Origin of the sequence: Streptomyces sp. BV286 (assembly GCF_019090165.1) — a bacterium.
Taxonomy (GTDB): domain Bacteria; phylum Actinomycetota; class Actinomycetes; order Streptomycetales; family Streptomycetaceae; genus Streptomyces.
In genome coordinates, this window is record NZ_JAHRIB010000124.1 from 1 (window position 1) to 1148 (window position 1148).

A 1148-nucleotide genomic window follows, 5' to 3' on the forward strand; every position below is an offset into this window, starting at 1 on the left:
CCATGGCCAGCGCGGCCAGCAGGCCGTCGTTGACTCCGCCGTGGAACGCGGCCGGAACCCGCGTCAGCAGCGCCTCCGTCACCGCGACGGGCAGTCGCATCTGCAGGTGTTCGAGAGCGGAGCGGGTGTCGATCGTGGGGTCGAGGGGCCGGGTGCCCAGGAGAGGGTCGGGTCCTTCCAGGACGGAGCGCCACAGGTCCATCTCTGCGGTCCGTGCGGGGCTGCGGGCCTCGTCGAGCAGGGCGTGCGTCCAGCGGCGCACAGAAGTGCCGGTCGCCGGAAGCTGCGGGACCCGTCCCTCGCGGACCTGCTGCCAGGCCTCGGCGAGATCCGGCAGGAGGATGCGCCAGGAGACGCCGTCCACCACCAGGTGGTGCAGCACGATCAGCAGGCGGCCCGGGACGGCCGCATCCGTGGGGTCGAACCAGACGAACTGGGCGACCACGCCGGCGGCCGTGTCCAGACGGCCCGTCGCGGCGTCCAGTTCGGCGTCGGCCTGCTGCTGCCAGTCCTCGTCCCATACGCCGTCACATGCGATCCGGTGGATCAGCGCGGCGGCGTCGGCCGCACCCTTGGGTGCGATCTCGATGGCACCCCCGTCCTTGAGGGAGAGCCGGGAGCGCAGGATGTCGTGACGGTCCAGCACCGCATCCAGGACCGCTGCCAGAGCATCAGCCTCGATTCCCAGGGGCAGTTCGGCCAGCATCGACATGGAGAAGCGGTCGTAGCCGCCGCCGAGTTCGCGCATGTACGCGGCGATGGGCAGGAGCGGAACGGAGCCGGTGCCGCCGCCCTCGAACTCCTCCAGGACGGGGCCCTTTCCTGTGTCGCTCGAGGCGACCTCGGCCAGTGCGGCAACGGTCCGGCACTCGAAGATCTGCCGGGGGGTGACCTCCAGGCCCTGGGCGCGGGCCCGGGAGACGACCTGGATGGAGCGGATGGAGTCGCCGCCGACCGCGAAGAAGTCGTCATCGACACCGACCCGGTCCAGACCCAGGACCTCGGCGTAGATGCCGGCCAGGGTCTGCTCCGGTGCGGTGGCGGGTGCGCGGTAGGTGCCGCCGGTGAACTCCGGCTCGGGCAGGGCCTTGTGGTCGAGCTTGCCGTTGGGCATCAGCGGCAGCCGGTCCAGCACGACGAACGCGGAG

1 protein-coding gene is annotated in these 1148 nt (G+C 71.5%); it reads right to left on the reverse strand.

Features of this window, described 5'->3' with window-relative positions:
- Window positions 1-1148, reverse strand: a 1148-nt coding sequence (locus tag KUF83_RS16540; RefSeq protein ID WP_254643952.1) for a condensation domain-containing protein, incomplete at both ends; no start/stop codon positions are given.